The organism is Lactobacillus sp. ESL0237, assembly GCF_003692985.1.
Classification (GTDB): domain Bacteria; phylum Bacillota; class Bacilli; order Lactobacillales; family Lactobacillaceae; genus Lactobacillus; species Lactobacillus bombicola.
Genome location: NZ_REHE01000010.1, coordinates 452148 through 458854 on the forward strand (window position 1 = coordinate 452148; position 6707 = coordinate 458854).

Sequence of the window (6707 nt, forward strand, 5' to 3'; positions counted from 1 at the left end):
AGCAATAATTTTATTTGTGATTATCTGATCATTCACTTGAATTAAACGCATTCATTGCCAAATATTTTCAAAAAAAATATTTTTGGCTTTTTTAAAGTTTTTACTAAATTTATTTATTAAATTTAGCATAGCGTCCATTTTGAACATATACACTCAAAATTGCAATATCTGCTGGGTTAACTCCGGAAATTCTTTCTGCCTGGGCAATTGTTTCTGGGCGAATTTTTTCAAATTTTTGTCTGGCTTCCGTCGCCAGCCCCCCAATTGCTTGATAGTCAATACCCGCTGGGATTTTTTTAGCTTCTTGACGATGCAGACGTTCAATCTGTTGCTGCTCCTTTTTGATATAACCAGCATATTTGATATTAATTTCTAGCTGTTCTCTTACATAACGTTCATTGGAGATGCTTACACCACTTAAACGCTCAATATCTTCAATTTTAACACGCGGCCGTCTAAGAAAAACATCAGCTTTAATACCAGCTTTTAGTGGGGGTTCACTAATACTTTCCATAAATTCACGTACAGGTTCATCTGGATGAATAGTTATAGCTTTTAATCGTTGCATTGCCTCTTTAATGTGTTCTTTTTTAGTCAAAAATTGCACATAACGCTCATTAGAAATCAAACCTAATTGATGACCATATTCTGTTAAACGTAAATCAGCATTATCATGGCGTAAAATCAAGCGATATTCAGCTCTTGACGTCAGCAAGCGATACGGTTCTTCCGTTCCCTTAGTAACCAAATCATCAATTAAAACGCCGATATAAGCTTCATCACGCCCCACAGTAAAATCACCTTTTCCTGCTGCCCGCAAAGCTGCATTAATTCCTGCAATCAATCCTTGACCGGCTGCTTCTTCATAACCAGATGTTCCATTCATTTGACCAGCGGTATACAAATTCTTTATTTTTTTCGTTTCTAAAGTATGTTTAAGCTGCCAGGGATCAATTACATCATATTCGATTGCATAACCTGGGCGCATCATTTCAGCATGTTCAAGACCTGCAACCGAATGCAACATTTTTAATTGAATTTCTTCCGGCATTGAAGTTGAAAAATCACCCACATAGACTTCCTCGGTCTTTTCACCCTCAGGTTCTAAGAAAATTTGATGACGTAACCGATCAGCAAAACGGACTACCTTAGTTTCGATTGAAGGGCAATAACGTGGTCCTACCCCTTTAATTTGTCCGGAAAACATCGGTGATCTAGTCAAATTTTCGTTAATAATTTGATGGGTCGTTTGATTTGTGTAGGTCATCCAACAGGAAACTTGTTCTTTAAGGTAGTCCTCATCCCGACTCTCAAACGAAAAATGACGCGGAACTTGATCACCAGGTTCCTCTTCAGTCTTAGAGTAATCGATTGTATTACTATTTACCCTTGGCGGGGTTCCTGTTTTAAAACGACGTAATTTAAAACCTAATTTTTCCAAATTTTCTGATAACTTAATGGCTGGAATTGTATTGTTCGGACCAGATGAATAATTTAATTCACCAATATAAATTCGACCACGGGCTGAAGTACCAGTAGTTAAAACTACGCTCTTAGCATGATATTTTGCTCCGGTATTAGTAACCAAGCCGCAACAAACACCATCTTCAACAATTAACTCATCGACAGTTGCTTGCCGCAAGGTTAAATTTTTTGTTGCTTCAATTACATTCTTCATATGCTCATGATACTGCCATTTATCAGCTTGAGCACGTAAAGCTTGTACAGCAGGACCCTTACCTGTATTTAACATTCTCATTTGAATATATGAAGCATCAATGCTCTTGCCCATTTGACCACCTAGAGCATCAATTTCACGTACAACAGTTCCTTTAGCCGGACCGCCAACTGAAGGATTACACGGCATAAAAGCTACCATATCAAGACTAATCGTCAATAATAGCGTTTTTTGTCCCATCTTAGCACTAGCTAAAGCAGCTTCACATCCAGCATGGCCTGCTCCAACTACGATTACGTCGTAATCATTTGTGTCATATGTTTTTATCATTTTGATGCACCTATTTTCCTAAACAAAATTGACTGAACAATTCATTGACTAGCTCATCCGGACTACTGTCGCCTGTAATTTCACCCAAGGTATCCCAGGCTCCATTAAAATCTATTTGGGCAATATCAACTGGAATTTCATTTTCTAAGCTCTCAACTACTTCTTGCAACTGCTTTTTAGCTTTTTCAAGTAAGCTCACTTGCCGTTGATTAGTTACCATTACTTGGTCATTTGAATTTTTAATTCCTTTAAAAAATAATTTTTTTATTTCTTCTTCTAATAATTCAATATTTTTTTCTTGCAAAACTGAAATAGCAACTACTTCACTACCTGTTATTTTTTTAACTTCTGCAGATGTTATTTTTTGTTCTAAATCTGTTTTATTTAAAATTACAATTCGCTTCTTCTTGTTTGTAGCTTCAATTAAAGCATAATCTTCTGCTGACAAGTTTTTACTTGCATCAAATAGCAATAAGACTAAATCGGCCTTAGCTAATGCCTGCTTAGATCGTTCAACACCGATTTTTTCTACTTTATTATCGGTATCACGAATTCCAGCAGTATCAATTAGCTTTAACGGGACCCCCTTGACTGACACGTATTCTTCTAGTGTATCCCTCGTAGTGCCAGCAACATCAGTTACAATTGCGGTATCACTTTTAGTTAAATAATTCAGTAATGACGATTTACCAACATTAGGCTGACCAATAATTGCAGTAGCCAATCCGTTGCGCAAAACTGTTCCCTCCGTAGCGGTTGCCAAAAGATGGTCAATTTTACTAATTACCGACTTTGATACACTTATCATTTGTTCAGCTGTAATGGTATCTGCATCATATTCGGGGTAATCGATATTAACTTCGACATTAGCTAAAGTATCCAAAATTTGTTGCCGCAAAGCACGGATTTTTGCAAGTAACCCACCTTCAAGCTGCCTTTCAGCTACCTGTCTTGCCCGATCAGTTTTGGCTCTAACAATGTCCATGACACTTTCAGCTTGAGTTAAATCAATTCTGCCGTTAACAAAAGCCCGTTTAGTAAATTCGCCAGCTTCAGCCATACGAGCACCTTGCTTTAATAGTAACTGTAAAATTCGATTAGTAACAATAATACCGCCGTGACAGTTAATTTCTACAATATCCTCACGCGTAAACGTTTTAGGTGCAAGCATTACCGATACCATAACTTCATCAATTGTTAGCTTTAAAGCTGGATCAATAATATGACCATAATGAATAGTATGGGTAGGAACTTTTAGTAAATTAGCTCCTTTAAAAACCGTATTAGCAATTTTAACTGCATCTTCGCCTGACATTCGTACAATTGAAATTCCGCCTTCACCAATTGGGGTTGAAATTGCTGCTATTGTATCAAACTCAGTTAAAGTTTTTACCATGATTTTCTCCTTTTTCAATCAAAAAAGCGCATTATAATCATGAATAACCATGATATATAAAGCACTTTGACTACTTTATCTAAAAATCACTTTAGATTGATATTTACTTTTTACGTTTTAATCGTTTGTAAGTTTTTCTTAACTGACGTTGACGTTCACGTTCTGCTTGCCTTTTAGCCTCTTGCTCTTGGCGATACTTAATCGGATTTTGCAAAATGAAGGTCTGAACTACTTGGAATAAATTAGAAATTACCCAATATAAAACAATTGCCGATTGGAAGTAAATTCCCATTACTCCAACCATGATTGCCATCCCATAAGTCATTATCTTGGTTGAAAAATTCTGTGATTCCTTCGGTGTTGATAACTGACTAATATAAGTTGACAAGAACGTCAGAACCATTGATAGAACTGGCATAATGAAAAATGGATCAGGTTTGGCTAAGTCCATCCACAAAAAATGACCTGTCAACAGCTGTGGAGTTTGAGCAATTGCTCCGTATAAGGCAAGCATAACTGGCATTTGAATCAGAAGTGGTAAACATCCCGCATAGGGATTAATACCAGCTTCTTTATAAAGCTTATTAGTTTCTTGCGAAAGTAATGTACGCGACTCCGTGTCATTACCTGGATATTTTTTACGCAAAGCTTCAATTTCAGGCTGAATACTCTGCATCTTAGTCGTGCTCTTAATTGAAAGTGCACTAAGGGGATACAAAATTACGCGGACAATTACCGTAAAGACAATAATTGCCCAGCCGTAATCATTACCCATTATCTTGGCAAGCCAAAGCAAAAATGTCGACATGTAATAAATTACCCAGCGATTCCACCAATTACCACTAGTATGTGAAACAGGTGCAGGCTTAGCATTTGATGCAGCACAACCAGTCAAAACAACAGCAATTGTAATTACAGCCAACAAGGTCAACAACCGCTTGACATTCTTTTTGGTTAAAATGTCTTTCACTCTAATCTTCCTCAATTTCATCAGGTATTTCTTCGATAATATTGGCCAAAAAAAGGGCATGAAGCAAATTTTTTCTGACATCGGTCATTTTAAAACTACGCACATAAGGTCTAGCAATTACTAAAAAATCAATCTGCGGGTTAATCGCCGCTTTATTTTCAGTCAGAACAGCTCTAATATACCGCTTAAGCCGATTACGAACCACAGCAGTATGCCCGACCTTTTTGCCTACTGAAATGCCCACCCGAAAATGTGCATTTTCAGGCTTATTTATTTTATAAATAACAAAGGCCCGATTTGCAACTGAATTGCCAGCTTGAAAAACTTGCTGAAAATCATTTTCAGTTTTAACTCGATAAGACTTTCTCAAAACGCTTCATTCCACTCTTTGATACTAAAAAAACCACTGGGATTTCAGTGGTTTAAGCAGATAAGACTTTTCTACCCTTTGCACGGCGTCTAGCCAAAACCTTACGGCCATTTGATGTGCTCATCCGCTTCATAAAGCCGTGAACGCGTGAACGGTGACGCTTTTTAGGTTGGTAAGTTCTTTTAGTTGTCATTAAACTACACCTCCATTTTTAATATGCTAACTGCACAATTTAATAATTAGAATACCATGATTAAAGTAAAAAACCAAGTAAAAACGAAAAAAAGATGAAGTTAATCACTGAGCAGACAAATAATTGCTCAAGCAAGCTCGCAAAATTAGTCATAGACATATTTATTATAGCAAGTCGTCCTTGCCGATTTGGATTGAAGGATAGTGCTGCAGCGTGGACAAATCCGTGTCAAGCGGGCAGCTGTAAACCATGTAGTAATCGTCTTTCGCAGCCGCGGTTAGTTCCGCAAACTTCTGCCGGGCTTTTTGACAATTATGAGTCGCATAAACTACGCTAACCACACCTACTTTCCCCTCAACATTCCTGCTACTGTATTCAACACTGCCTCTTAATATTAACTTCAGATTACCATCGTCCTTTAGCCCCAGCTCAATATAATCTTGCTCATTCATTGCAATTCCTCCGCACTTAATAAACAATGATTTTCATTAATTATATTTAGTCAACAATATACTGTCAATTGCTTTCTTAGAAGCGTTGCATGATAATAAACGGCACTTAATAGCCACTTCCATATAACTCGCTTTCACGCGGTATTGTATGTTCTCAGTCCTTAATTAAGCTTATAATAGTGGTAAAAATATTGACTAAGTATCTGATTTGAGGTTCTAACAATGACAACGAGTGAATTATTAAAACAATATCGCCTGCACGCAAGCAAAACCCAAAAAGAATGGGCTGGAACAGCAATCAGCCCTTCTTACTATCTCCAAGGTGGAAAAGGGCCTCAACCGGATTACTGCCGCCGACTTAATCAAACTCCTGGACTATAGCGGCAAGCCCCACTAAGGGAATTTGCCTCATCGCCAAGGATTATTTATTAATGATTAAAGGTTATATTGCTTTAGTCACTAACCCTATTACAGAATTAGATACTACAACTAAATCACTTATTTAAAGAAAAGATTTTCAATATTGCAAAATTTGACGACCTCTTCCCCCCTAATTATTGTAATTTCAGGCAGCTTTATGCTCTAGATATTAATTACTAGAAAAATCAGCAAACAATTTCAGGCTAGTAATGTCCTTAAAATTCAATAGCCTATTGGCGATTATTGTAAATACACTATTTCGCAAATAAAGTGAACGATTATTCTTGGCGCCACCATGTCTGTCGGTGAGAAGCAGCGAAGCCATGTATTGGACTTAATCCAAAACCGCTGCCATGTTACCCACAATATGTCGGTCTGGCGACTACGCAGCCTCGCTGACCAGAGCGCAAGAGTAAATTTTGGTTCTATAAATGCCCCATTTAGCAGTACCCGCGAGTGCGGGGGCTGCTTTTTTGCTTTATTAAACCGCAGCATGCGGCCCATAACAAAATTGCAATAGCAAATTTTATGTCTCATTTTAAACAGCCGCGACCAGACCTCGTATGTTAACATAAAGACCTGTGATTTTATCCACAATAGACAAGTCACAATGCTTTGCACAAGATTATGCACAATTCCCAGCCTGTTAAAAAAATTATGCACAGCATGTGGATATTTTGCTGCGAAATTCGGCTAAATCCCTGTTATTATAATAAAAATTATGCACAAGAGAATATGCTGATAAACTTTTTCAAGTACTCATTTGAGCAAATTTTGTGTATTCTCATAAAATATTTATCCACATCCTGTTAATTCTGAATTCTTTTTATTCACTTGTGGAAAACATTTTTATTAGATGGTAAAATATACTCTGCTTTAGTTATCGGAGGGGTTTATT

Annotated in this window: 7 protein-coding genes; 1 reads left to right on the forward strand and 6 read right to left on the reverse strand. The window is 37.2% G+C overall.

Going from position 1 to position 6707, the window contains the following annotated elements; all coding sequences use genetic code 11:
• Positions 1-109: 109 nt before the first annotated feature.
• The 6 genes from mnmG to F5ESL0237_RS07505 form a co-directional block, all read right to left on the reverse strand.
• Positions 110-2008 carry a tRNA uridine-5-carboxymethylaminomethyl(34) synthesis enzyme MnmG gene (mnmG, locus tag F5ESL0237_RS07480; RefSeq protein ID WP_122022383.1) on the reverse strand — a complete coding sequence of 633 codons (1899 nt, stop codon included), beginning with the start codon at positions 2006-2008 and terminating at the stop codon, positions 110-112.
• A 10-nt stretch (positions 2009-2018) separates the two neighbouring features.
• Positions 2019-3404: a tRNA uridine-5-carboxymethylaminomethyl(34) synthesis GTPase MnmE gene (gene mnmE / locus F5ESL0237_RS07485; RefSeq protein WP_122025068.1), complete on the reverse strand. Its 1386-nt coding sequence runs from the start codon at positions 3402-3404 to the stop codon at positions 2019-2021.
• A 103-nt stretch (positions 3405-3507) separates the two neighbouring features.
• Entirely contained in the window at positions 3508-4374 is an 867-nt protein-coding gene (locus F5ESL0237_RS07490) for a membrane protein insertase YidC (RefSeq protein ID WP_122025069.1), read from the reverse strand.
• Between the two features lies 1 nt (position 4375).
• Complete coding sequence (gene rnpA, locus F5ESL0237_RS07495) at positions 4376-4744, reverse strand: ribonuclease P protein component (RefSeq protein ID WP_118895864.1); 369 nt, start codon at positions 4742-4744, stop codon at positions 4376-4378.
• 52 nt (positions 4745-4796) lie between these two features.
• Complete coding sequence (gene rpmH / locus F5ESL0237_RS07500) at positions 4797-4937, reverse strand: 50S ribosomal protein L34 (protein ID WP_003549412.1); 141 nt, start codon at positions 4935-4937, stop codon at positions 4797-4799.
• Between the two features lie 164 nt (positions 4938-5101).
• Complete coding sequence (locus F5ESL0237_RS07505) at positions 5102-5389, reverse strand: hypothetical protein (protein ID WP_122025070.1); 288 nt, start codon at positions 5387-5389, stop codon at positions 5102-5104.
• Positions 5390-5611: 222 nt separating this feature from the next.
• Here F5ESL0237_RS07505 and F5ESL0237_RS07510 point away from each other — a divergent pair, with 222 nt between their 5' ends.
• Positions 5612-5770 (forward strand): hypothetical protein, encoded by a 159-nt coding sequence (locus F5ESL0237_RS07510; RefSeq protein ID WP_199688781.1) that lies wholly within the window; start codon positions 5612-5614, stop codon positions 5768-5770.
• The last annotated feature ends 937 nt before the right edge of the window (positions 5771-6707 follow it).

What these genes read in the sequence shown, in the direction of transcription:
- mnmG (WP_122022383.1), bottom strand. Translation starts at nt 2,008, where the DNA reads ATGATAAAAACATATGACACAAATGATTACGACGTAATCGTAGTTGGA.
- mnmE (WP_122025068.1), bottom strand. Translation starts at nt 3,404, where the DNA reads ATGGTAAAAACTTTAACTGAGTTTGATACAATAGCAGCAATTTCAACC.
- rpmH (WP_003549412.1), bottom strand. Translation starts at nt 4,937, where the DNA reads ATGACAACTAAAAGAACTTACCAACCTAAAAAGCGTCACCGTTCACGC.
- F5ESL0237_RS07505 (WP_122025070.1), bottom strand. Translation starts at nt 5,389, where the DNA reads ATGAATGAGCAAGATTATATTGAGCTGGGGCTAAAGGACGATGGTAAT.
- F5ESL0237_RS07510 (WP_199688781.1), top strand. Translation starts at nt 5,612, where the DNA reads ATGACAACGAGTGAATTATTAAAACAATATCGCCTGCACGCAAGCAAA.